General features: G+C 67.7%; 19 protein-coding genes, 1 tRNA gene and 2 pseudogenes. 11 read left to right on the forward strand and 11 right to left on the reverse strand.

What is annotated here, in order from left to right; all coding sequences use genetic code 11:
• From dnaK to ACFXMF_RS29525, 5 genes and pseudogenes are all read left to right on the forward strand, one after another.
• A pseudogene (gene dnaK / locus ACFXMF_RS29505) lies at positions 1–257 on the forward strand (molecular chaperone DnaK); the annotation flags it as partial.
• Positions 254–847: a nucleotide exchange factor GrpE gene (gene grpE, locus ACFXMF_RS29510; protein WP_360324742.1), complete on the forward strand. Its 594-nt coding sequence runs from the start codon at positions 254–256 to the stop codon at positions 845–847. The pseudogene dnaK and the gene grpE, both read left to right, overlap by 4 nt.
• 121 nt (positions 848–968) lie before the next feature.
• Positions 969–2,144 carry a molecular chaperone DnaJ gene (gene dnaJ / locus ACFXMF_RS29515; protein WP_360324740.1) on the forward strand — a complete coding sequence of 392 codons (1,176 nt, stop codon included), beginning with the start codon at positions 969–971 and terminating at the stop codon, positions 2,142–2,144.
• A 1-nt stretch (position 2,145) separates the two neighbouring features.
• Complete coding sequence (locus ACFXMF_RS29520; RefSeq protein WP_360324738.1) at positions 2,146–2,619, forward strand: heat shock protein transcriptional repressor HspR; 474 nt, start codon at positions 2,146–2,148, stop codon at positions 2,617–2,619.
• 142 nt (positions 2,620–2,761) lie between these two features.
• Positions 2,762–4,594: a TIGR03767 family metallophosphoesterase gene (locus ACFXMF_RS29525; protein ID WP_379992092.1), complete on the forward strand. Its 1,833-nt coding sequence runs from the start codon at positions 2,762–2,764 to the stop codon at positions 4,592–4,594.
• Positions 4,595–4,649: 55 nt separating this feature from the next.
• Here ACFXMF_RS29525 and ACFXMF_RS29530 read toward each other — a convergent pair whose 3' ends face one another.
• The gene (locus tag ACFXMF_RS29530) at positions 4,650–5,315 is read right to left on the reverse strand and encodes a nucleoside/nucleotide kinase family protein (protein ID WP_360324733.1); all 666 of its coding nucleotides are present in this window, start codon (positions 5,313–5,315) and stop codon (positions 4,650–4,652) included.
• Positions 5,316–5,480: 165 nt separating this feature from the next.
• Here ACFXMF_RS29530 and clpB point away from each other — a divergent pair, with 165 nt between their 5' ends.
• The 4 genes from clpB (at position 5,481) to ACFXMF_RS29550 (ending at position 12,710) form a co-directional block, all read left to right on the forward strand.
• Positions 5,481–8,102, forward strand: coding sequence for an ATP-dependent chaperone ClpB (gene clpB, locus ACFXMF_RS29535; protein ID WP_360324730.1), 2,622 nt, complete (start codon positions 5,481–5,483; stop codon positions 8,100–8,102).
• Positions 8,103–8,429: 327 nt separating this feature from the next.
• Positions 8,430–10,658: a (Fe-S)-binding protein gene (locus ACFXMF_RS29540; RefSeq protein WP_380020851.1), complete on the forward strand. Its 2,229-nt coding sequence runs from the start codon at positions 8,430–8,432 to the stop codon at positions 10,656–10,658.
• A 131-nt stretch (positions 10,659–10,789) separates the two neighbouring features.
• On the forward strand, positions 10,790–11,758 hold the full coding sequence (locus tag ACFXMF_RS29545; RefSeq protein WP_379989715.1) for a Yip1 family protein: 969 nt from the start codon (positions 10,790–10,792) through the stop codon (positions 11,756–11,758).
• Between the two features lie 349 nt (positions 11,759–12,107).
• Entirely contained in the window at positions 12,108–12,710 is a 603-nt protein-coding gene (locus tag ACFXMF_RS29550) for a bifunctional DNA primase/polymerase (RefSeq protein ID WP_360323833.1), read from the forward strand.
• Positions 12,711–12,769: 59 nt separating this feature from the next.
• Here ACFXMF_RS29550 and ACFXMF_RS29555 read toward each other — a convergent pair whose 3' ends face one another.
• Positions 12,770–13,267 (reverse strand): phosphoribosyltransferase, encoded by a 498-nt coding sequence (locus tag ACFXMF_RS29555; RefSeq protein ID WP_360323835.1) that lies wholly within the window; start codon positions 13,265–13,267, stop codon positions 12,770–12,772.
• Positions 13,268–13,344: 77 nt separating this feature from the next.
• The gene (dcd, locus tag ACFXMF_RS29560) at positions 13,345–13,926 is read right to left on the reverse strand and encodes a dCTP deaminase (RefSeq protein WP_360323837.1); all 582 of its coding nucleotides are present in this window, start codon (positions 13,924–13,926) and stop codon (positions 13,345–13,347) included.
• A gap of 136 nt (positions 13,927–14,062) precedes the next feature.
• Between dcd and ACFXMF_RS29565 the strand changes: the two genes are divergently transcribed.
• A tRNA-Gly gene (locus ACFXMF_RS29565) sits at positions 14,063–14,133 on the forward strand.
• 219 nt (positions 14,134–14,352) lie between these two features.
• Here the strand turns inward: ACFXMF_RS29565 and xerC are convergent.
• The 5 genes and pseudogenes from xerC to ACFXMF_RS29590 all read right to left on the reverse strand — a co-directional run.
• Positions 14,353–15,342: pseudogene (gene xerC, locus ACFXMF_RS29570) on the reverse strand (tyrosine recombinase XerC); the annotation flags it as partial.
• Positions 15,342–15,548, reverse strand: coding sequence for an excisionase family DNA-binding protein (locus tag ACFXMF_RS29575; RefSeq protein ID WP_360323887.1), 207 nt, complete (start codon positions 15,546–15,548; stop codon positions 15,342–15,344). The gene ACFXMF_RS29575 and the pseudogene xerC, both read right to left, overlap by 1 nt.
• A 214-nt stretch (positions 15,549–15,762) precedes the next feature.
• A complete protein-coding gene (locus tag ACFXMF_RS29580; protein WP_379989714.1) occupies positions 15,763–16,068 on the reverse strand; it encodes a hypothetical protein in 306 nt (101 codons plus the stop codon).
• Positions 16,069–16,082: 14 nt separating this feature from the next.
• On the reverse strand, positions 16,083–16,325 hold the full coding sequence (locus ACFXMF_RS29585) for a hypothetical protein (protein WP_379989713.1): 243 nt from the start codon (positions 16,323–16,325) through the stop codon (positions 16,083–16,085).
• On the reverse strand, positions 16,318–16,809 hold the full coding sequence (locus ACFXMF_RS29590) for a hypothetical protein (protein ID WP_379989712.1): 492 nt from the start codon (positions 16,807–16,809) through the stop codon (positions 16,318–16,320). The genes ACFXMF_RS29585 and ACFXMF_RS29590 overlap by 8 nt, the downstream gene beginning before the upstream one ends.
• A 216-nt stretch (positions 16,810–17,025) precedes the next feature.
• Here ACFXMF_RS29590 and ACFXMF_RS29595 point away from each other — a divergent pair, with 216 nt between their 5' ends.
• Positions 17,026–18,405 carry a hypothetical protein gene (locus ACFXMF_RS29595; RefSeq protein ID WP_379989711.1) on the forward strand — a complete coding sequence of 460 codons (1,380 nt, stop codon included), beginning with the start codon at positions 17,026–17,028 and terminating at the stop codon, positions 18,403–18,405.
• 7 nt (positions 18,406–18,412) lie between these two features.
• Here ACFXMF_RS29595 and ACFXMF_RS29600 read toward each other — a convergent pair whose 3' ends face one another.
• The 3 genes from ACFXMF_RS29600 to ACFXMF_RS29610 form a co-directional block, all read right to left on the reverse strand.
• Positions 18,413–19,270 (reverse strand): phosphotransferase, encoded by an 858-nt coding sequence (locus ACFXMF_RS29600; RefSeq protein ID WP_379989710.1) that lies wholly within the window; start codon positions 19,268–19,270, stop codon positions 18,413–18,415.
• Positions 19,271–19,669: 399 nt separating this feature from the next.
• Complete coding sequence (locus ACFXMF_RS29605) at positions 19,670–20,896, reverse strand: hypothetical protein (protein WP_379989709.1); 1,227 nt, start codon at positions 20,894–20,896, stop codon at positions 19,670–19,672.
• Positions 20,889–21,542: a DUF4365 domain-containing protein gene (locus ACFXMF_RS29610; RefSeq protein ID WP_379989708.1), complete on the reverse strand. Its 654-nt coding sequence runs from the start codon at positions 21,540–21,542 to the stop codon at positions 20,889–20,891. The genes ACFXMF_RS29605 and ACFXMF_RS29610 overlap by 8 nt, the downstream gene beginning before the upstream one ends.
• Positions 21,543–21,925 lie beyond the last annotated feature (383 nt).

Raw genomic sequence — 21,925 nt, forward strand, 5'->3', positions numbered from 1 at the left:
ACGTCAAGACCGAGGTCGAGACGTCGCTGACCGAGCTCAAGGACGCGCTCAAGGGCGAGGACCTGGCCGCCATCCGCGACGCCGCGGAGAAGGTCAGCACCACGAGCCAGAAGCTGGGCACCGCGATGTACGCGAACGCCCAGCCGGGTGCCGAGGGCGCGGCCGGTTCGACCGGCGACGCGGCGGGCAACACTGCCGACGACGACGTCGTGGACGCCGAGATCGTCGACGAGGACCGTAAGGGCGGTGCTGCGTGACCGAAGGGACCGGCTCGAACCACGGCGCCGTCCCGGGCGACGCCCAAGAGACAGAGCCGAAGCCGGAAACCGGGACCGCCGCCTCGGCGGCGGCCCCGGCCCCCGGGGCGGCGGAGCTGGCCGAGCTGCGCAACCAGCTCGGCGAGCGCACGGCCGACCTGCAACGGCTTCAGGCCGAGTACGCGAACTACCGCAAGCGCGTCGAGCGGGACCGCAACGTGGCGGGCGAACTGGCCGCCATCAAGGTGCTGAGCGAACTGCTCCCGGTGCTCGACGACATCGGTCGGGCCCGTGACCACGGCGAACTGGCGGGCGGCTTCAAGTCGGTCGCCGAATCGCTGGAGTCGATCGTGGCCAAGATGGGGCTGCAGAGCTTCGGTTCCAAGGGCGACGCGTTCGACCCGACGGTGCACGAGGCGTTGCTGCACTCGTATGCGACCGATGTCACCGAACCCACGTGCGTGGAGATCCTGCAGCCCGGCTACCAGGTCGGCGAGCGGATCATCCGACCGGCGCGGGTGGCGGTCGCGGAACCCACGGCGGAAGCCGAGGGCGGTCCGGAGGAGTCGGGCGAAGCGGCCGGAAGCTGAACCGTCACCGGGAACCAGACGACGAGAAGCGGAGAGGAGGGACGCCGATGCGCGGGTGGAGTGGATCCGGAAACGGGCGCTCGGAGCACGAGGGCTCCCCGACCCGATCGGCGAGGGGCGCATGAGTACGAAGGACTACCTGGAGAAGGACTACTACAAGGTGCTCGGCGTCCCCAAGGACGCCGGCACCGCCGAGATCAAGAAGGCCTACCGCAAGCTCGCCGTCGAGTTCCACCCGGACAAGAACAAGGGTGACACCAAGGCCGAGGAACGGTTCAAGGAGATCTCGGAAGCCTACGACGTGCTCGCCGACGACAAGCGGCGCAAGGAGTACGACGAGGCGCGCACCCTGTTCGGCAGCGGGGGCGGCTTCCGCGGCCCCGGCGGCGGCCAGGGCGGCGCCGGCGGTTTCCCCTTCGACCTCGGCGACATCTTCGGTGGCCAGCAACAGAGCGGTGCGGGCAACGCCGGTGGGCTGGGCGACATCTTCGGCGGGCTGTTCGGCGGCGGTCGCCAGACCGGACGCCAGCAGCCCCGGCGCGGTTCGGACGTGGAGTCCGAGGTCACCCTCGGCTTCGCGGACGCGGTCGACGGCGCCACCGTGCCGATCCGACTGACCAGCTCCGAGCCGTGTCGGCACTGCAACGGCACGGGCGCGGCCGCGGGCACCACCCCGCGGATGTGTCCGACCTGCGCCGGTTCCGGCAACGTCAGTCGGCCGCAGGGCGGCTTCGGCTTCTCCGAGCCGTGCCGCGACTGCAAGGGCCGCGGGCTGCTGGTGGACGACCCGTGCATCGTGTGCAACGGCAGCGGTCGGGCCAAGAGTTCGCGCACGATGCAGGTCCGGATACCGGCCGGGGTCCAGGACGGCCAGCGGATCCGGCTCAAGGGCAAGGGCGCTCCCGGCGAGCGCGGCGGCCCCTCCGGCGACCTCTACGTCGTGGTGCACGTCAAGTCGCACGCCGTATTCGGCCGCAAGGGCGACAACCTCACGGTCACCGTGCCGGTCACCTTTCCGGAGGCCGCGCTCGGGGCGGAGATCACCGTGCCCACCCTGGGCGGCGTCCCGGTCACGCTCAAGCTCCCCGCGGGCACGGGCAACGGCCGCACGTTGCGCGTGCGCGGGCGCGGTGCGGCACGCAAGGACGGCACTCGGGGCGACCTCCTGGTCACCATCGAGGTGACGGTTCCGCAACTGCTGAACGACAAGGCGCGCGAGGCGCTGGAGGCGTTCCGCGAGGCGACCGTCGCGCACGATCCCCGAGCCGATCTGTTGGACGCGGCGAAGGGGGCATGACATGCGACCGGGCGGTTTGGGCGGCGACGGCGGCATCGGCGGGCGGCGTGGCTACGAGATCGACGAGACCTCGCCGGTCTACGTGATCTCGGTGGCCGCACAACTGTCCGGCCTGCATCCGCAGACGTTGCGCCAGTACGACCGACTCGGCCTGGTCTCGCCGGACCGCACGGCCGGTCGCGGGCGGCGCTACTCCGCCCGCGACATCGTGCAGTTGCGCGAGGTGCAGCGGCTCTCCCAGGAGGCCGGCATCAACCTCGCCGGGATCAAACGCATCCTGGAACTGGAGAACCAGGTGCTCGCGCTGCGCATGCGCGTGGCCGAGTTGGAACACGGGCTGCACGAGGCGACCGACGCGAGCGCCCGCCGCGAGGCGGCCGTACACGCCTCCTACCGGCGCGATCTGGTCCCGGTCCGACCGCAGGCGGGCACCGCGCTGGTGGTCTGGAAACCCAGGCGCGGACGCACCGACTGACGCACGGCCGGTCGGCGATACCCCAGGGGCGTGGCTTCGGCCGCGCCCCTCGTTCGTGCATGCGGTTCGGCCGGCCGAGCGGTCGCGAGTGGGGTTCCGAGCAACCTTGATGCCGCTCGATACGCGTCAGTAGGGTCGCCGCATGAAGCCGAATCGTCGGGACGTCCTGAAGTACTCGGCCGCGAGCGCGGCACTGCTCGGAGCGGCGGCGTGCACCGACGCCAAGGACGAGCCGGACACGAAGAAGTCGAGCGAGGCGCCCAAATCCGGCGCCCCGAGCCCCGGCGGTCCGGCGGGCGCGGCCGGCACCACGCTGGAGCGCACCCTGGTGCTCGGCCCGCCCGGCGCGGGCGGCTACCGCAAGGTGGTCGCCGGACCCGGCGAACCACACCTGCTGCGCACCGAGCTGGCCCCGGGCGCCGGCCCGGGCAGCAAGGCCAAGAGCGAACCGCTGGTCGCCTTCACCCAGTTGACCGACATCCACATCCAGGACTCGCAGTCGACCGCGCGGGTGGACTTCCTGGACCGGCACAGCGACAAGGACCAGCCGTTCGCGAAGCTGCTGCCGTTCCAGTCGTCGTATCGCCCGCAGGAGGTGCTGACCGCACAGATCGCCGAGGCGATGGTGCAGTCGCTGAACCGGATAGGCAAGGGCCCGGCGCTGGGTCGGCCGCTCGCCTTCACCATCTGCACGGGCGACAACACCGACAACATCCAGTTCAACGAACTGCGTTGGTACATCGACGTGTTGGACGGCGGAAAGAAGGTCACCCCGGACTCGGGCGACCGGAACAAGTACGAGGGCCCGATGGACGCGGTCGCGTACCACGAGCGCTACTGGCACCCGGACGGCACGCCGGCCGGGCAGAAGGACGACGTGCCGCGGCGCGACTACGGCTTCCCCACCGTGCCGGGCCTGCTCGACGCGTGCCGGCGTCCGTTCGAGGCGACCGGCCTGAAGACCCCCTGGTACAGCGCGTACGGCAACCACGACGGCCTGGTCCAGGGCAACCTGCCGGTCAACGAACTGCTGGCCAAGGTCGCGGTCGGCGACGAGAAGGTGCTCGACATATCCGCGGGTCAGACCATCGTCTCGCTCGCACTCGGGCTGCAGAGCGGCAAGCCGGACGCGCTCGCCGCGCTGCTGTCGGGGCCCAAGCGCAAGGTCACCGCCGACCCGGACCGCCGGCTGATCGACCGTGCGGAGACGATCAAGGAACACTTCAACACCAGTGGCCTGCCCAAGGGCCACGGCTTCACCCAGGCGAACCTGGACGCCAAGACCGCGTACTACAGCTTCGACCAGGGTCGGGTGCGCTGCCTGGTCCTGGACACGGTGAACCAGTACGGCCTGGACTCCGGCTGCCTGGACCCGACCCAGTTCGCCTGGCTCCAGGACCACCTGGTCAAGGGCAGCTCCAGCTACCTGGACGAGCAGGGCAAGGTGGTCCAGGGCACCGGCCAGGACATGCTGTTCGTGCTGTTCAGCCACCACACCATCGACACGCTGGTGAACAAGACGGTGCCCTCGGGACAACCCGCGCGGATCCTGGGCCCGCAGGTGCAGGCGCTGTTGCTGCGCTTCCCGAACGTCGTGTTGTGGGTCAACGGGCACACCCACGACAACAACGTGAAGCCCTACCCGCGGCCGGCGGGCAGCGCGGTCCCCGGCGGCTTCTGGGAGATCAACACCGCGTCGCACATCGACTGGCCCTCGCAGGCGCGGATCGTGGAGATCGGCGACAACAAGAACGGCACGCTCTCCATCTACGGCACCATCGTCGACTCCGCCGGGCCCGAGTCCAACGGCGGCAAGCTGGACAGCCCGGTCGCGCTGGCCGCGCTGGCCCGCGAACTCGCGGGCAACGACTGGCAGGAGCGCGACCGCCCCGACGCGAAGGTGGACGGCCGACGGGGCCGGTTGGAGGACCGCAACGTGGAACTGCTGGTGCCGACGCCGGGGTGGCTCACCTAGAGCGGGCGCGGCCGGCGGGGTTCGGCGCGCGGCATCGGCGCGCCGCTCGGGCCCGTCACCAGACCACGGTGACCACCCGCGCGCAGCGGGATTTGGAACGCTTGACCAGTTCGCCGTTGGGGCGGTCGCTGCCCGCGACCCAGGCCATCGCCTCGCCGGGGCTGCGACCGCCCCGGCGCTGACGCCTGGTCAACCGCTCGTCGCGGACCCGGTCCGAGGCGTGCACGTACCAGACCTCGGTCATCAGGCAGTAGGCGTCGGTCCAGCCGGGGGCGTCCAGGGCGAGGTAGTTGCCCTCGGTCACCACGATCCGGGTGCCGGGACGGACCACGTGCCGCGCGGCCACCGGCTCGTGCAGCGTGCGGTCGTAGTCCGGCACGTACACGTCCCGGTCCACCTCGTGCACCACGCGCGCCAGCGTGGTCGCGTAGCCCCACACGTCGAACGTGTCCACCGCGCCCTTGCGATGCAACCGGCCGATCCGCTTGAGCTGCATATTCGAGAGGTGGAAGCCGTCGAGCGGCACGTACGCGGCGGTACCGACGCCGACCCGCTGCTCGATCGCGCGCACCAGGCGCCCGGCGAGCGTGGACTTCCCGGCTCCCGGCGGACCGGCGAGGCCGAGCACGACACGGTCGGCCCCGGGCGCCGCCGGGATGAGCCGTACCGCCGCATCCGCGAGCGCGTCGAGTGTTTCGAGGGCACCGGACACATCTGGCATGTCCGCAGTCTAGGCATGCACACCGACGCACGGTTGAGTGGAATAGACTCAACTTAGTTGTGGTTCTCACAGTCAACGAACCGTTCGGGTGCGGTACACGCGCGGCACGGACGGGATGATGGCAGTGACAGCGCGTGCCCGAATCGAAGGAGTCGCACACCTCACATGGATGCACAGAAGCTCACCACCAAGGCCCAAGAGGCCCTTTCGGTCGCCATCCGCAAGGCTTCCGCGGCGGGACACCCCCAGGTGGAGCCCGCGCATCTGCTGCTCGCCCTGCTCGAACAGCCCGAGGGGATCGCGGTCCCGCTGCTCGGCGCGGCCGGTGTGGACGTGCCGCTCCTGAAGGTCGCGGCCGGACAGATCGCGGATCGCCTGCCGAGCGCGTCCGGATCCACGGTGGCCGCGCCGCAGCTCGCCCGCGAGACGATGCTCGCGCTGGACGAGGCGGAGAAGCAGGCGGACAAGCTCGGCGACATGTTCGTGTCCACCGAGCACCTCCTGGTCGGACTCGCGTCCGGCCGCTCCGGCCCGGTCGCCGAGGCGCTGCGCGACGCGGGGGCCACCCCGCAGGCACTGCTCGACTCCTTCAAGGCGGTGCGCGGCAGCGCGCGGGTCACCTCGCAGGATCCGGAGAACACCTACCAGGCACTGGAGAAGTACGGCCGGGACCTGACCGAGGAGGCCCGCAACGGCAAGCTCGACCCGGTCATCGGCCGCGACTCGGAGATCCGCCGGGTGGTCCAGGTGTTGTCCCGCCGCACCAAGAACAACCCGGTACTGATCGGTGAACCCGGGGTGGGCAAGACCGCCGTCGTGGAGGGGCTGGCCCGCCGGATCGTGGCCGGCGACGTACCCGAGTCGCTGCGCGACAAGCGGCTGATCGCGCTCGACCTGGGCGCGATGGTCGCGGGCGCGAAGTACCGCGGCGAGTTCGAGGAGCGGCTCAAGGCGGTGCTGAACGAGATCAAGTCCAGCGACGGCCAGGTCGTCACCTTCATCGACGAACTGCACACCGTGGTGGGCGCGGGTGCCAGCGGCGACGGCTCGATGGACGCGGGCAACATGCTCAAGCCGATGCTCGCGCGCGGCGAACTGCGCCTGGTCGGCGCGACCACGCTGGACGAATACCGCAAGCACATCGAGAAGGACCCCGCGCTGGAACGCCGGTTCCAGCAGGTGTTCGTGGGCGAGCCCAGCGTCGAGGACACCATCGCGATCCTGCGCGGGCTCAAGAGCCGGTACGAGGCGCACCACAAGGTGCAGATCGCCGACTCGGCCCTGGTGGCCGCGGCCACCCTGTCCGACCGTTACATCACCGCGCGCTTCCTCCCCGACAAGGCGATCGACCTGGTCGACGAGGCGGCGTCCCGGCTGCGGATGGAAATCGACTCCTCCCCCGTCGAGATCGACGAGCTGCAGCGCTCGGTCGACCGGCTGCGGATGGAGGAGATGGCGCTGTCCAAGGAGACCGACGCGGCCAGCCGGGAGCGGCTGGAGCGACTGCGCAAGGACCTCGCGGACAAGCAGGAGCAACTCAGCGGCCTGACCGCGCGGTGGCAACAGGAGAAGGCCGGCCTGAACCGGGTCGGCGAACTCAAGGAGCGCCTGGACGCCGCGCGCGGCGAGGCCGAGCGGGCCCAGCGCGACGGCGACTTCGAGACCGCGTCGAAGCTGATGTACGACCGGATCCCGACCCTGGAACGCGAGCTGGCCGAGGCCGCCGCGACCGAAGGGGACCGGGGCACGGACGGCACCGCGATGGTCAAGGAGGAGGTCGGCCCGGACGACGTGGCCGATGTGGTCTCGTCCTGGACCGGCATCCCGGCAGGCCGGCTGCTGGAGGGCGAGCGCGGCAAGCTGCTGCGGATGGAGGACGAGCTGGGACGCCGGCTGATCGGCCAGAAGGCGGCCGTGGCGGCGGTGTCCGACGCGGTCCGCCGGGCCCGCTCCGGCATCGCCGACCCGGACCGGCCGACCGGCTCGTTCCTGTTCCTGGGCCCGACCGGGGTGGGCAAGACCGAGCTGGCCAAGTCGCTCGCCGACTTCCTCTTCGACGACGAGCGCGCGATGGTGCGGATCGACATGTCGGAGTACGCGGAGAAGCACTCGGTCGCGCGCCTGGTCGGTGCGCCGCCCGGCTACGTGGGCTACGAGGAGGGCGGCCAGCTCACCGAGGCGGTCCGCCGTCGGCCGTACTCGGTGGTGCTGCTGGACGAGGTGGAGAAGGCGCACCCCGAGGTCTTCGACGTGCTGCTCCAGGTGCTCGACGACGGGCGACTGACCGACGGCCAGGGCCGCACGGTCGACTTCCGCAACGTGGTGCTGATCCTGACCTCGAACCTGGGATCGCAGTACCTGGTCGACCCGGCGCTGTCCCGGGAGCAGCAGCAGGGCATGGTGATGGACGTCGTGCGCAACGCGTTCAAGCCGGAGTTCCTCAACCGGCTCGACGACATCGTGCTCTTCGAAGCGCTTGGCACCGCGGAGCTCGCGCACATCGTCGGACTCCAGGTCGACCGGCTCGGCGCCCGGCTCAAGGACCGCCGGATCACCCTCACGGTGACCGACGCGGCCCGCGAGTGGCTCGCGCTGACCGGGTACGACCCGGCGTACGGCGCGCGCCCGCTGCGTCGGCTGATCCAGACCGCGATCGGCGACAAGCTGGCTCGGGCGCTGCTCGCGGGCGAGATCGGCGACGGCGACACGGTCGTGGTCGACCTGGACGAGGCGAGCGACACCCTGGTCGTGCAGCCTCGCAAGCCGGCGGGCGCGAAGACGCTCTGATCGAACGGCTCGGCGCGCGGCCGGGCGGGCCTGTCACGGCGCCGGGACCTGGTGGGGGTCCCGGCGCCTCGGCGTGGCAGCATGCCTGTGGACACGAATCTGACGGGGCGTCAGGCGATGGTCGGGCCGGGCACGACACGCGCGGTACGACAAGATCACCCAGGGCCGAGCGAAGCGGACAAAACCCGCGAAGCCGGTAGCGTCCAGCGTGACGGATATCATCGATGCAGTGGTTAAGTTACCAGTGGGTAAGATGCCCGCACGGCCATACGCTGTCGGCCGATACACGCCCCGGAAGGGACGTCCCACCGGAGGAGCCGAACGCCCATGCAGCTCGCAGCGATCGTGATCTCGCTGGTCACCTTGGTGGTCGGCGCCGCGCTCGCGGCGCGCGCCGTCGCGCACATCTATCGTTTCGTCCAGGTCGGCCAGCCGGACGGCAGCCGAACCGGACAACCCGCGCAGCGCACCGCGACCCTCGGCCGGGAGTTCCTCGGCCACACCCGAATGCTCAAGTGGGGCGTCGTCGGCGTGGCCCACTGGTTCGTGGCCGTCGGCTTCCTGACCCTCGGCCTGACCATCGTCACCGCGATCGTCCAGCTCTTCGACGCGCACTGGGTGTTCCCGGTGATCGGCGACTGGTTGCCCTACGAACTCTTCACCGAGTTCATCGCGCTGGCCACCTTCGTCGGCATCGTGGTGCTGATGGTCATCCGGCAGCTCAGCCTGCCCTCGCGTCCGGGCCGCAAGTCGCGGTTCGCCGGCTCGGTGTCCTGGCAGGCGTACTACGTCGAGTGGACGATCCTGGTGATCGGCCTCGCGATCCTGACGCTGCGGGCCCTGGAGGCCGCCCTGCTGGGGGTGGACCACTACGAGGCGGGCTTCTTCGCGTCGTATCCGCTGAGCCTGGCGTTCCAGGACCTGAGCGAGTCCACGCTGGAGAACCTGGTCTACCTGACCGCGATGATCAAGTTGACCGCCACCGGCGCGTGGGCGGTGACGATCGGTCTGAACCCGAGCATGGGTGTTGCGTGGCATCGGTTCCTGGCGTTCTTCAACATCTACTTCAAGCGTGAGGCGGATGGTGGGGTCGCGTTGGGTGCGTTGCAGCCGATGCGGTCGGGTGGTGTGGTGATCGATTTCGAGGATCCGGCGGACGACGCGGTGTTCGGGGTCTCGCAGGTGGAGCATTTCACCTGGAAGGGGTTGTTGGACTTCTCGACGTGTACCGAGTGTGGTCGGTGTCAGTCGCAGTGTCCGGCGTGGAACACGGGCAAGCCGTTGTCGCCGAAGTTGTTGATCATGTCGTTGCGGGAGCACGCGTACGCGAAGGCGCCGTATCTGTTGGCGGGCGGCGGGCTCGACGACGAGGGCAACGAGAAGGCGACGCCGGAGCAGCTCGCGCGGGTTCCGGCGGCGGCTCTGGCGGAGGCGGCGCGGCCGTTGGTGGGGACGGCGGAGGAGAACGGGGTGATCGATCCGGACGTGTTGTGGTCGTGCACCACGTGCGGGGCGTGTGTGGAGCAGTGCCCGGTGGACATCGAGCACGTGGACCACATCGTGGACATGCGCCGGTACCAGGTGTTGATCGAGAGCGCGTTCCCCTCCGAGGCGGCGACGATGCTCAAGGGGTTGGAGAACAAGGGCAACCCGTGGGGCGTGGCGACCAAGGCCCGCCTGGACTGGGTGAGGGAACTCAAAAAGGCGACCGGGATCGAGGTGCCGATCGTCGGGCGGGACGTGGAGCCCGCGGAGTTGGAGTACCTGTACTGGGTGGGTTGCGCGGGGGCGTTGGCGGACGGGCCGAAGAGGACGACGAAGGCGTTCGCGGAGTTGTTGCACATCGCCGGGGTGCGGTACGGGATCCTGGGCAAGGAGGAGTCCTGCACGGGCGACTCGGCGCGCCGGTTGGGTTCCGAGGTGGTCTTCCAGATGTTGGCGGCGCAGAACGTGGCGACGTTGAACGCGGCGTTGGAGGACGCGCCGCGCAAGCGGATCGTGACGACGTGTCCGCATTGTTTCAACACGTTGGCCAACGAGTACCCGCAGTTGGAGGGGCACTTCGAGGTGATCCACCACACGCAGTTGCTGCAGCATCTGCTGGACGAGGGCCGGTTGACGCCGGTGGCGCCGGTGGAGGGCCTGGTCACGTATCACGACCCGTGCTATCTGGGGCGGCACAACAAGGTGTACACGCCGCCGCGGGAGATCATCGCGCGGGTGCCGGGGTTGCGGAACGAGGAGATGCACCGGCACCGCGAGCGCGGGTTCTGCTGTGGTGCGGGCGGCGCGCGGATGTGGATGGAGGAACGCATCGGCAAGCGCATCAACAACGAGCGCATGGACGAGGCCCTCTCCCTGAAGCCCGACATCGTCTCCACGGCGTGCCCGTTCTGCCTGGTGATGTTCACCGACTCGATCAACGCCAAGAAGCAGGCGGGCGAGGCCAAGGAGGAACTCCGCGTCGTCGACGTCGCCCAACTCCTCCTGCAATCCGTGCAACTCCCCGAACCACCGGCGACCGAAGCGGCACCGGCGGGCGCGGGGGCCGAGTAGGGCTCGTGTGACGCGTGGTGCGACCGCCGTCGATTCTCCTTCGAAGAGTCGACGGCGGTCGCTTTTTTGTGCCCGAATTACGACCGTCCCGAGACGACGCGGTGAGTCGAACTGCCGGTACCGTCATTGATGTGACTGGCAATGGACCCTACGACCCGTACCGGCAACAGCCCCCGCCTGCCGGCCAGGGTTACCCACCTCAGCACGGCGGGGCGAACGGCGATCCGTACGGTGGCCAACAGGGCCACTACGGGGGCCAACAGGGGTATGGGCAGCAGGGCTACGGCGGGCAACAGGGGCACGACGGGCAACCGGGGTACGGGCAGCAGGGGTATGGGCAGCAGATTCCCCCGCCGCCTCCGCCTTCGTCGCCGCAGGGTGGACCGGGCGGCGGCTCGGGCGACCCGAACTACGGACCTCTGTCGCTGCCCGACGAGACGAGTCTCTACATCTACGGGGCGCCGCCCGAGGAGTACACGACGGTGACGCCCGCGGTGTCGCCTCGACAACAGCAGCAGTACCCGCAGCCGCCGCAGCAGTTCAGCGGTCCGCCGCCGCGGCACCTGCACTGGAAAGAGGTCCTGAGCGGGTTCGCGCTGCGCCCGTTGCGCACCATGGACGCGGTCCGCGACCAGGCGGTGTGGTGGCCGGCGCTGATCATGTCCGCGCTCGGCGGCGCACTCGCGGTGTTCGCGAACGACGCGTCCCGCAAGGAACTCGTCGACTCGACGCTGAGTACGAGCGTGCCCGCGCTCGGCATGGTGGTCGTCATGGTGCCGGCGTTCTGCGCACTGCTCGGGCTGGTGTCGCATGCGCTCGCGACCCAGTTCGGCGGGAACGGGTCGCCGACGCCGTTCATCACGCTGTCGATGATCCTGGTCTGGATCGCGGACGCGCCGCGGTTGGTGGTCGCGCTGTTCGCGCCCGACGACAATCCGATCGTGGCCGGCATCGGCATCGCGTCGTTCGCGCTGACCGCGTGGCTGCTGACGATGTTGATGACGCGGGTGCACGAGTTGCCGTGGCCTCGGGCGCTGGGGTGTGTCGCGGTGGAGTTGATCGCGTTGCTGTTGGTGTTGAAGCTGCCGTTGACGTCCTGACGGCTTGGGCTTGGCGGCTTCGCGGCCTGACGGCTGGGCGGCTTGGTGGTTGGGCGGCCTGACGGCTGAGCGGCCTGGTGGCCGGACGGCTCGGCGGCTTGGTGGCCCGACGTCTTCGGGTCCCGGCGTTTCGGTGGGGTGGATGGCGGCGGTGGGGGCGGTGGCGGTCTGACGTCGGGTCAGGCCGGGCGGGAAGCGTGCCGGCAGTGGACCGGGTGGACCACAAGTGGCACGGTCGGCCCGCGTTGCGGATCTGTTCGGCAACGGCTTCGAGCGGTGTACTCGTAGAAGTACACCCGTCCGCGCGCGACATCTCGTCGTCATCGCGGCTGCGAGGAACGGAACGGACATGCTTGTGCGGCAACGCACCCGGGCTGCGCTCCAGGCCGCCGCCCTCTTCTACGTCGTGGATCGGGGTTGGCCCGTCCTACCCGGTGCCTACGTCGAAGACGGCCGATGTTCGTGCGGGGACGGCGATTGCCCGGACCCGGGCGCCCACCCCGCCGCGGAGCCCGGGCTGACCCGGGCCACCCGATCCACCGACGACGTCTGGGAATGGTGGAGCGGCAAGCCGTATACGGTCCTGCTCGCGAGCGGCCTGGAGTTCGACGTCCTGGACGCCCCGGCGCAGGTCGGCTACGCGGCGATCCGCCAACTCGAGGTGATCGGGCTGCCGCTGGGGCCGGTCCTGCATCTACCGGGCGAGCGGCTCTTGTTCCTGGTCGACCCGGGGGCGCGCAACCTCTACTGGTACACGGTCGACCACAACGACACGGCCCGGTTCGACGTCCGCCACCACGCGGTGGGCCACTTCGTACCGGCCCCGCCCTCGTCCACCGCATGCGGCGAACGCACCCGCTGGGCGGTCCCGCCGGACCCGATCGAGCGCGGGCTGCCGGGTGCGGTGGACGTGCTGGGCGCGTTGATGCGGTTCAGCACGCAGGGGCGCTGAGGGCGCGGTGCGCCGCCGCCCCGTCCCTGTGCCCGTGCCCGGTGCCGAATGCGCCCCGCTCAGGCGTCGAGGATCTGGCCCTGGCGGGTGACCACCGGCGGCTGCACGGACCACGGGAAGTTGATCCAGTCGTCGGTGTGCTTCCACACGTACTCACACTTGACCAGCGACTGCGGCTTCTCGTAGACGACCGCGCACCGCACCTCGGCGACATTGCCCTCGCAGAAGTCCCGGACCAGCAGCAGCGTCTTGCCGGTGTCCGCGACGTCGTCCGCGATCAGCACCTTCTTGTTCGAGAAGTCCACCACGTCCGGCACGGGCGCGAGCATCACCGGCATGTCCAGGGTGGTCCCGATCCCGGTATAGAACTCGACGTTGACCAGGTGCAGGTTCTTCACGTCCAGCGCGTACGCGAGCGCACCCGCCGCGAACACGCCGCCGCGGGCGATGGACAGGATGATGTCGGGCTCGTACCCGTCCTCCGCGACCTGCGTCGCCAGCTCACGCGTGGCCTGGCCGAACAGCGGCCAAGTGAGGTTTTCGCGCACGTCACTCATGTCCGGGTATGCCCATCTTCGTCTTCGCTGCGGGAGGGTCGGTCGCGGTACGGGCGGGATCGCCGCCTCGCCGCGATCTAGTCGCGGACGTTCGTCCGGTGGAAGTCCTTGAACGAGCGGGAGGGGGTGGGCCCGCGCTGTCCCTGATACCGCGACCCGTACACCGAGGACCCGTACGGGAACTCGGCCGGCGACGACAACCGGAACATGCACAACTGGCCGATCTTCATCCCCGGCCACAACTTGATCGGCAACGTCGCGACGTTGGACAGCTCCAACGTCACGTGCCCCGAGAAACCCGGGTCGATGAACCCGGCGGTGGAGTGCGTCAGCAGCCCGAGCCGCCCGAGCGAACTCTTCCCCTCCAACCGGGAGGCCACGTCATCCGGCAACGACACGACCTCGTAGGTCGAACCGAGCGCGAACTCACCGGGATGCAGGATGAACGGCTCACCGTCCGGCGGCTCGATCATGCGGGTGAGATCCGGCTGCTCGACGGCGGGATCGATGTGCGGGTACTTGTGGTTCTCGAAGACCCGAAAGAACCGGTCCAGTCGAACGTCCACACTCGACGGCTGAACCATGGCCGGCTCGTAGGGATCGATCCGAACCCGACCGCAGTCGATCTCCGCGCGAATGTCCTTGTCCGATAGAAGCACGTGGAAAGGGTAATCGCAGCCCCCCGGATCCACCCAAACGCTCCGCCCCGCCCGGCCCGCGCAACGAATCGTTGCTGCAACCACACTCGACCATCCGGTACAGTGACGGTGCAGGGTTCCCCTTGGGGCGCCTGATGCGGGCGTAGTTTAATGGTAGAACATGAGCTTCCCAAGCTTAGAACGCGAGTTCGATTCTCGTCGCCCGCTCCGTTCACGAAGGCCCAGGTCACGGACATGATCCGCAGCCTGGGCCTTCGCCGTTTCCAGGCTCGCTACGCCTCGCGTGCCAGATCCGCGCTGATCTTGGGGCTGGACCTTCTTGATCCGCTTCGCGATCGCGTCGGCGATGGCTTGGTCCCGGCCAGCGCGAGCGTGCTGGTAGATCAGGGCCGCGCGGGACGTGGACTGGCCCATGCGATCCATGAGCTCTCGGAGGGTGGCGCCGGTCTCGGCGGCCAGGACGTTGCCGGTGTGGCGCAGGTCGTGAAAGTGCAGGTCGCTCACGCCGAGGTGACGGGTGCCGCGGCGCCAGACCCGGGCGAAGTTGCAGCGGCGGAGAGCGGCGCCCTTCGGGCCGACGAAGAGCAGGCCGTCCGGCTCCTTCTCGGCGAACCACTCCACGTGGCGGCGCAGGTCGAGCAGGATCGGCGCGGGGATGGTCACGGTGCGCTTGCCCGCGGCCGACTTGGGCGGGCCGGTCACGCGTTGGCCGTTGCTCATCTCGATGGCGGACACGTCGATGCGGATGGTGCCGGCGTCGAGGTCTACATGGTCGCGTCGGAGCGCGGCGAGTTCGCCCCAGCGCAGGGAGCCGAAGGCGGCGAGGAGGACGAGGGCCCGGTAGCGAGGGCCGACGCCGTCCGCGAGGGTGAAGACCTGTTCGAGGGTGAGGATCGGGCGTTCGGGAGCCTTCTCGTCACCGCCGCCCTTGATGCGGCACGGGTTGCGGCGGATCAGGCCGTCGTCCACGGCGGTGTTCATGATCGCGCGCATGAGCCGGTACGACTTGGCGGTGGTCGACAGGCCAAGGCCGCCTTCCAGGCGAGTGGCGCGCCAGCGACGCACGTCAGCCTCCTTGATCGCCGGAATAGCTGCGTCGCCGAACGTGGGCTTCAGGTGGATTCGGAGCAGGATGCTGTACAGCTCACGCGTACGAGGCCGGAGGTTTGGCCGCTCCTTGATCCAGGCTGTGGCGAAAGTGCCGAAGACCATGTCGCCACGTGGATCGATCCAGTCGCCGCGCCGCATCTCCGATTCGGTGTCGGTAAGCCACTCTTCGGCAGCCGTCTTGGTGACGAAGGTCCGGTCGGCGTTGATCAACTTGCCGGTCGGGTCTGGGTACCGCGCCTGCCACTTCTTCGACGGCAGTTGCCGGACCGCGCCGAAGCGACGACGCCTTCCTTTGTTATTGGGCATCAAGCGGCCCTTCTGTGAGTCGTGCCGGATTCGACGCGTCCGGCTGAGATGAAGGCTTCGACTGCGTCCGTCGGTATGCGGACGTGGCGGCCGATCCGAACGAAAGTGATGCGTCGCTCTGCGATAAGGCGACGAACAAAGCGCTCGCCAACGTTGAGCCGGTCGGCGGTCTGGGGGACGGTCAGGAGCCGTCCGGTCTTGTTGATCACGGGATCAAGTCCCCTCGCAGGTCAGGACGTCAGGTCGATTCCTGTTGGGGCCCGTATGTGAGGGGACCTCGGCTGTGTTGTCTCGACACCGTTGGGCGTTTGGTCGGTGCGAGCCGGCCTGTGGCGGCCGTTGCCGAATATTGGTCCGGTGGTGCGTTGGTCCGGCCGGGTGCGCGGGAGCGCTCTGCGTACCCGACCGGGATGTGTGGGGTCAGGCCGCTTCGTCGTGCGCGGCGATGTGATCCAGCTCTGCACAGAGGCCGTTGGCGAGGAGCGTGGCCAGGCGGTGGACTGCGTCGGCGGGGACGGGGCCGAGGTTGACCAAGCCGTCACCGTGGACGTTCACTTCCGCCTTGAGCGCTCCGAAACCGTCGTTCAGGCCGGCTGTTGTGAGGCGTTTGGCGAGTTCGCTCGTAGCGTTGTTCGCCGTGCGCCAGCCACGGACATAGGGGATGTTGGCGTCCAGGACCTCGGCAGGTGGTGCGCAGGTTCGAGCGTTGTCGGCTGCGGGGCGCATGGCGATACCTCCTGTCAGGCGGGGTTCTTCTCTGCTGTGGCGAGGAGTTCGGCGAGCCGGGTGGCGGCTTCCGGTGTGGTGCGGCCGAGTTCGACGAACCCGTGGCCGAAGGCGTTGACGTCGGCCCGGAGGTAGGGGAAGTGCTCGGCGAGGCCGACGGCGATCAGGACGTCCCGCAGGGCGACGACGGCGGACCGCGCTTCGTACCAGGCCGTGGTGTCGATGGGCGACCAGGAGGCCGCGTCCGGTTCACTCATCGTCCGTTCCCTCGGCTGCGGCAGACAGGTTGCGCGAGGCGATCAAGAGATGACCGGCGAGAAGCGCGACCGCGTCCCGGTCGAGAGTGGATTCCTCGGTGGGCTTGCTGAGCCACTGGTAGCGATCGCCGGTTTCGACGCCCGGTCCCGGGACGAGGAGATATCCGCCGGTCGAGAGGTACCGGTACTGCATATCCCCACGCAGGACCGTCAACGCGCCCGCAAAGAAGGGCTCTCCGACCGGGGCGATGAGGAATGCAACCTTCCGTGCCCGGTGGTCGATGGCCGACGGCGGAGCCTGGGAGCCGAGCCGCCGATACCAGTCAACAGCTTCGATCCCCAACCGATCCGCCACGACGACCGCGTCGAAGACGTGGCCGGTCGCCCACAAACGAGGCCCCCGAGGGTGTTCGGTCCCGTCCGAGTTGCCCATGGCTGTGAGCAGCCAAGCGCCGGCGGATTCACTCACCTGACGAAGCGTCATGTTCATCTCCCGAAGCCCGCCGGTCGCTCCGACCGGGCACCACCAAGGTGCGCTGGCGGCACCGGTCCGAGGCAGACGGCAAGGGATGACAAGGGGTGACACGCCCTGTCACCTCAGCGCACGCCAAGCAAGATCAACTCACTGCGACTCTTTGACGACGCTTCGTGTGCGCGAGCATGATGGCTGAATCTGGCTCCGCTTCAGGGGAGGCGATTCGTGGTGTCGACCACCACGCCGTACCGAGCCGATCTTCTGCGCGCGGCTCGTAATCGCCTCGGCTGGAAGAAGCCACGTCTCGTCTACGCCCTCCGCCAGGCCGCCGCGCAGGAGGGGCGCTCCCTGCCGACCGACACATCGCTATTGCGGAGCATTGCCCGGTGGGAGAACGGGCAGACGCACCCGACCGACTATGTCGAGTTACTGGTGAAGGTCTACGGCGAACCGGCCCACCGTCTCGGGTTGGCCGATGTCCCGGCCGCGCAGGAGACTCCCGGAACGGCCTACCCCACCACCCCCACCGGCGGAATCGAGTCCCTCGCGACGTTGTGGCGCGCCGATCTCGCGCCTGGTAGCGACGTGCAGGCGCTGTCCCCCAACCCGGCTGCCTGGAATGCGGCACCGCTTGCGTGGCTGGTCTCCGCCGGGCAAGAGCAGTTGCCGAATTCCCGAACACGCACGCAAGTAGGCGCGTGCGACGTCGAAACCGTCCGCGCGACCGTCGACGTGTACGCCGACCTGGACAACCGCTTCGGAGGCGGACACGGCCGCCGGGCCTTGATCCAGTACCTGGACGGCGACGTTGCCGAATTACTGACCGCCCGCAGCGCGGAGCGCGTGGGCCGAGCCCTGTTCGCCACCGTCGCCGAAGCCACCCTCCTCGCAGCATGGATGAGCTACGACAGCGGCCACCACGGCTTGGCCCAGCGCTACTTCATCCAGGCCCTACGCCTGGCCCAGACCGCCGAGGATCGCCGCCTCGCCGGAAGCATCCTGTCCGCGATGAGCCATCAGGCCACCTACCTCGGCCGCTTCACCGAAGCCGCCAACCTTGCTCGCGCCGCTCAGCTCGGCACCACGGGGCACGCGACCCCGACGCTGACCGCGCAGTTCCTCGCGATGGAGGCCCGAGCCCTCTCCCGCCTCGGTGACCACGCAGCCTGCAACGCCGCCCTGACCCGAGCCACCACGATCTTCGAGCGCAACAATCCCGGCGAAGACCCGGAGTGGATCGGCTACTTCGACCAGGCGGAGCTGTCCGCCGAACTCGGCCACTGCTTCCGCGACATGCGCCAGGCCCAACAGGCCACCACGTACGCGGAACTGTGTCTCGGCGGCACCGACGGCCGCTACATCCGCAGCGACTTCTTCGCAACGGTGGTTCTGGCCGAAGGCCACTTGGCGGCCGGCGAACTCGAACGCGCGTGCCGAACGGCGTTGGACGCCCTAGCGATCGGCCGCCAACTCAAGTCCGCCCGTTGTGTCTCCTACCTGGCCGCATTCCGCAAGAAGGTTGACTCCCGCAGCGACTCAACCGCAGTTGCCGAATTCCTGGAAGAGGCCGCCAGCTACCGCCTGTGGCAGCAAGCCGCAGGCTGACCCACCCTCAGAACGGCTTCCAGCCGTGCCGGTCCCCACCGGACCGCAGGTCCGAAATCCGCCGCTCGACCTCCGCCGAGACCTCGGCGTCACCGGCCATGTTCTGCGTCAGCCACGTGGTCATCATCAGCTCCCGCATGTCCGCCAGGACCGGGTAGCCGTACCAGTTCATGACGTCGAACCCGTAGGCGTTCACGAACGCTTCGTACTCCGTCCGGGAGTGCCACCCGTACCGCTCGTAGTACATCGCGGTCAGCACCAGGTCCCACTCACGCGGCCCGAGCGCGAACCCGTCCAAGTCGATGAGGACAGCCCGCCCGGCCTCGTCAACGAGCGCGTTCCCGACGTTCGCGTCCCCGTGCACCAGCCCGAACGGAAGCACGAACTCCAGAGCGTCGTACCGCTTCCGCAGTTCTTCGGCCCGCTGCCGAAGAAACCCACGGTCGTCATCGCCCAACCCCACCGCGGCCTCGATCCGCCCCCAGGTCGCCGCCAACGGCTCCAGATACGGCAGCCCCAACGACGCCGGTTCCTCCAGCCAATGCAACCGCCGCAGCACCTCGGCCAACGCAACCACGCCAGCGAAACGCTCCTCCTCGGCCACAAGCTCCCAGAAGGTCACCACCCGCCCATCGACCACGAGCGGTTGCCGAATCCGCGACGTAACGCGCACCGCCGGGAACCCCACCTCGGCAAGCCACCGAGCAGCAGCCACGGTCCGCTCATGCTCATCAACCCGGTCCGCCGACCGCGCCACCCGCACCACAACCGGATCGCCCAACCGAAAAACAGCGTTCTCCCCAAGCCGCAGCAGAGACGCCCCCTCGGCACTCAGCCCGGCCACAACACACGCCGAGCCCAACACCTCCCGAGCATGCTCCGCAGTGAACGCCCCACCGGCCCCAGACACCCCGCCATCCGCCATACCGCGAAGCTACCCGCAACGGGCCCCAAGCCGACCAGCCATCGCCACCCAATCGACCGCTGCCGAATTTGGCTCTACTGGATCAAGGGCGCGCGCCGCGCGCCGCCGTGGCCACGCCGCGCGTGCGGCGTGGCCGCCGGTCACGACGCGCCCACGGCGCCAGTTCGGCGGTCAGCCGTTGACCAGGAGCGTTCTCATTCACTTGGCGGGGCTGAGCAACTAAGTTATCAGGCGCCAACAGCGCAATGTAGATCAACTGCATCGCTACTCATCGACCAGCCTGCATACATGCGCAGTGGCATGATCCAACCGAAGCCGAGTGAATAGTATTAGTTACGACTATCGATCTTCTTCGAAAAGATCCATCTGCCCTCGGACCTCTTGTTTCCGTGCAATCTTTGCTTTCAACTCAGAGATCGGACCAAAGGTTTGCACCACGGCAGCGTGGTATAGCCAGTTGAGATTCCCCTCTTTTTCAAGCGTTCCGGTTACTTGCAAAGCTAGATCCTCTTCATGCGCCCGGACAGCCTCATGATAATCGTCTTCGTCTTCCAAGCGGACTCGCACTTTGTGCGGAGACTGATTAGATAGGGCTTCCAGCCCAAAGACACCAGGCGCCCCTGCTTGCTTCTTTGCAAGAAGGTGGACGCGTCCGATGAACGTGATCTTTTCCGACGAGTCATCATCCGCCAGTTGAGTCGCTGCGCGCGACAGCACTTCGGCATCTGACCCTTGAAATTCGTAAGCAACCGAGGGCGATCCCGAAAATGGCACAACAGGATCCCACTCTACCGCAATATCAGCCCCATCAGACATAGCCGTAATTGCAAGCAGAGCGCTAGTCATCTCATATGAGATACCTTTAATTACCCCGGATTCGAATCCAGACATTGTCCCACTGGTGCGATAATGGTCCACGGCTTCTGCTGTCGCCTCCACAGCTTCCATGACCGCCCGACTCACCATTCGCATAGTCGTGGCATCGACCTCGAACCCGAGCCCTGCATCGGAGCGCGACCCTACGGGAACAGACACTTGCGGGGGTGCGTAGGCAGTAACGATGTAGCTACCTGGTGATGTCTGACCCATTAGAACGTTATCAAGATACCTACTAGCGAATCTTCCGTGCTTATTGACGTAATGCCGATCAGGGGACAGATAATATTTCGCTCCAGCAACGAGTGCACGTCGAGAAGCTTCAATTAGACGTTCACCACTGCGCCAGTCGATCAGCCCACTAGGTGCGGCAGACTCTCTCCGAAAGCGAAACTCATCTGATGCCTCCACTGCCAGTCTTGGATAAATTGATCGCTGCCATACATCTCTATCCAGAGAGAGCTGCGCCAAAGCGGCAGTCATGATCTCGATGTATTCTGGTGCAGTTTCATCGAGCGGAATCAGCAAACTTGAAGAGCCCCAACCATGCGGCCTGTCACTTGGGGGGACGTAACGCTTGTAGATACCGCGCCTGGATCCGGCAAGGTGCCATCCAATATCTTCGAGAAGAGCCATAAGTCTTGAGGGATCAACCTTTGCAGCGGTGACGCCGCGGGACTGGTCAGCCATTGAGTGATTCACCCCTATCGACCCTGTCCATAAGCTTGATCAAAGATTCGGAATCAAAAACATTAGCAGTTGGAATTCTTACCGTCGGGCGTTGAATCTGTGGATCAACAACAAGACCCTCTAGATGTACCCAATAATTTGTTCTTCGCGTCAACAGACCTTCGTGACTAGCCTCAGTCCATTGAGATTGATCCTTCGGGACAGTCATGACGATCAGAATCGATTTGAGGTCGCGCCGCCTAGTGACAAGCTTGTCGAAATATGCGCGTTTCGTGAACTGGTAACCAAAGCTTTCTTTGGTCGGATCAGGAACAAATTGCGAGGTGCACTTGAATTGAGCCAGAAACATGACCTCCTCGTCGGGGGCGCGCTGTGGCGGGCGTATGAGGAACGCGTCCATGCCAAACGCGTCCGTTCCCACTGTTTCAACGGTGCATCCAGCCGTTGCGGCAACACTCTGGATGTACCCACGTTGCAACTGCTCCATGAGCATCGTGTGGACCCGTGGGTTGATCTTCATCCCAGCCCCATCAGCGCGAGGCTCCGCGCTGCCATCATCGTCGTCCGCCGCCACCATAGGCACACCCCCTTCAACCACCACGGAGCCTAGTCCGCTGCGGCTGTCAAGCATGCCCACCACACCCATATTCGAACGCTAGTACGATGCACTGACAACGGCAAAGACACAGCCCCACCGCGAAAATTGGGTGCAAGCAGAGGGGTTCGCAGCTGCGCTGCGAGCCGTCTGGGGACGGCACACGACCTTCGGCCGTGACCGGGGCGCGCTCGTGGCGTAGGCCCCCGTCAATCGTTGGCGACCAAGACCAGGCCGCGGTTGCCGAACACCCGGGTCGTTGGTCGGGTTGCGTGACCCGCGCGCATAAACCACGGCATGCCACCCGGTCCCCGGCATGCCGGGGACCGGGTGCGTGGGTCGGGTTTTGGGGGCAGCCGACTGGTTGTGCAGCATGCGTGTAATGATCTTGGAATTGGGTGGGCCCTGAAGCGGTTCACGTGCTGGTCAGAGGC

Origin of the sequence: Embleya sp. NPDC059213, from assembly GCF_042754445.1 — a bacterium.
Taxonomy (GTDB): Bacteria; Actinomycetota; Actinomycetes; order Streptomycetales; family Streptomycetaceae; genus Embleya.

Excerpts from the sequence above, each read along its gene's own strand:
- dnaJ (WP_360324740.1), top strand. The coding sequence starts at position 969 with ATGAGTACGAAGGACTACCTGGAGAAGGACTACTACAAGGTGCTCGGC.
- ACFXMF_RS29520 (WP_360324738.1), top strand. The coding sequence starts at position 2,146 with ATGCGACCGGGCGGTTTGGGCGGCGACGGCGGCATCGGCGGGCGGCGT.
- ACFXMF_RS29525 (WP_379992092.1), top strand. The coding sequence starts at position 2,762 with ATGAAGCCGAATCGTCGGGACGTCCTGAAGTACTCGGCCGCGAGCGCG.
- ACFXMF_RS29530 (WP_360324733.1), bottom strand. The coding sequence starts at position 5,315 with ATGCCAGATGTGTCCGGTGCCCTCGAAACACTCGACGCGCTCGCGGAT.
- clpB (WP_360324730.1), top strand. The coding sequence starts at position 5,481 with ATGGATGCACAGAAGCTCACCACCAAGGCCCAAGAGGCCCTTTCGGTC.
- ACFXMF_RS29540 (WP_380020851.1), top strand. The coding sequence starts at position 8,430 with ATGCAGCTCGCAGCGATCGTGATCTCGCTGGTCACCTTGGTGGTCGGC.
- ACFXMF_RS29550 (WP_360323833.1), top strand. The coding sequence starts at position 12,108 with ATGCTTGTGCGGCAACGCACCCGGGCTGCGCTCCAGGCCGCCGCCCTC.
- ACFXMF_RS29555 (WP_360323835.1), bottom strand. The coding sequence starts at position 13,267 with ATGAGTGACGTGCGCGAAAACCTCACTTGGCCGCTGTTCGGCCAGGCC.
- ACFXMF_RS29580 (WP_379989714.1), bottom strand. The coding sequence starts at position 16,068 with ATGCGCCCCGCAGCCGACAACGCTCGAACCTGCGCACCACCTGCCGAG.
- ACFXMF_RS29585 (WP_379989713.1), bottom strand. The coding sequence starts at position 16,325 with ATGAGTGAACCGGACGCGGCCTCCTGGTCGCCCATCGACACCACGGCC.
- ACFXMF_RS29590 (WP_379989712.1), bottom strand. The coding sequence starts at position 16,809 with ATGACGCTTCGTCAGGTGAGTGAATCCGCCGGCGCTTGGCTGCTCACA.
- ACFXMF_RS29605 (WP_379989709.1), bottom strand. The coding sequence starts at position 20,896 with ATGGCTGACCAGTCCCGCGGCGTCACCGCTGCAAAGGTTGATCCCTCA.
- ACFXMF_RS29610 (WP_379989708.1), bottom strand. The coding sequence starts at position 21,542 with ATGGGTGTGGTGGGCATGCTTGACAGCCGCAGCGGACTAGGCTCCGTG.